This window comes from Alicyclobacillus acidiphilus NBRC 100859 (assembly GCF_001544355.1).
Taxonomy (GTDB): Bacteria; Bacillota; Bacilli; order Alicyclobacillales; family Alicyclobacillaceae; genus Alicyclobacillus; species Alicyclobacillus acidiphilus.
Genome location: NZ_BCQI01000155.1, coordinates 1 through 886 on the forward strand (window position 1 = coordinate 1; position 886 = coordinate 886).

Here is an 886-nt window from a genome sequence, read left to right on the forward strand (position 1 = left end):
ACTCGGCTGGACTGCCACTCTTTTGGTTCCCTGTAACGGTCGGATCACTGAGCGAGCGATCTGAGAAGTGGCTTCCGGACTAAATGCCGCGAGGACCATCTTCGCAACGTTAGGACCTGCCCCAATCCGCCATCGCAGACTTAAGGAGCGAGATGGCGGATGGCCTTGTTACATTTACTTTTGATGATTTCATCGCCAATTCGGCGTATCTGTTTTGGCTTCAATAGGGTGAAGTGTGTCTTCGCTTTGGTTGGGCGCGAGATGGGCGAGCCTTGTCTTATTTCCTTCCTTGGTACGGTACATGGATAAATCCGCGTTGTGAATCATGTCGATCCAGGAGTCGCCTCTGGAAGCATACGCCCACCCGAGGCTTACGGAGACTGGGATTCGGTCGGCGTTTGTATGTTCGGTTGGAATGTGCATGCCTTCCAATAAGGATTCAAGTTGCGATCGCAGGATTGCTTCATCTTCCCGTGTAGCCTGCGGAAACAGAAAGAGAAATTCATCTCCTCCCATCCGCACTAGGAGGTTCGGTGATTGCATCATTGGTTTCACTAAGTCCATCATTAACTTGAGAACCATGTCTCCGGTCCGGTGTCCGTACCGATCGTTGATTTGTTTAAATTCATCGATGTCGGCGTAAAACATGCCAACATTCTGTGTCTTAAGACATTCGGATAAGTGATTTTCCCCGAATGTACGGGAATAGGCGCCTGTGAATTTATCTAAATTGACGTATTCATAAACCTCTTGCATGTGCCAATGTGCTTCGCGCCACAACATCAGAAACAGAAGCCCTGCACCAATCCAGGAAGTTGGGTAAAGTGTCCGATGATGCTGTAAAATGATGGAGTCATTCGTCATGCAGACAAAGTAAACTAAAACA

Annotated in this window: 1 protein-coding gene; it reads right to left on the reverse strand. The window is 48.4% G+C overall.

What is annotated here, in order from left to right; translation table 11 throughout:
• Positions 1-189: 189 nt before the first annotated feature.
• A partial coding sequence (locus tag AAC01S_RS18525; RefSeq protein WP_157071311.1) for a GGDEF domain-containing protein occupies positions 190-886 on the reverse strand: 697 nt, incomplete at its 5' end.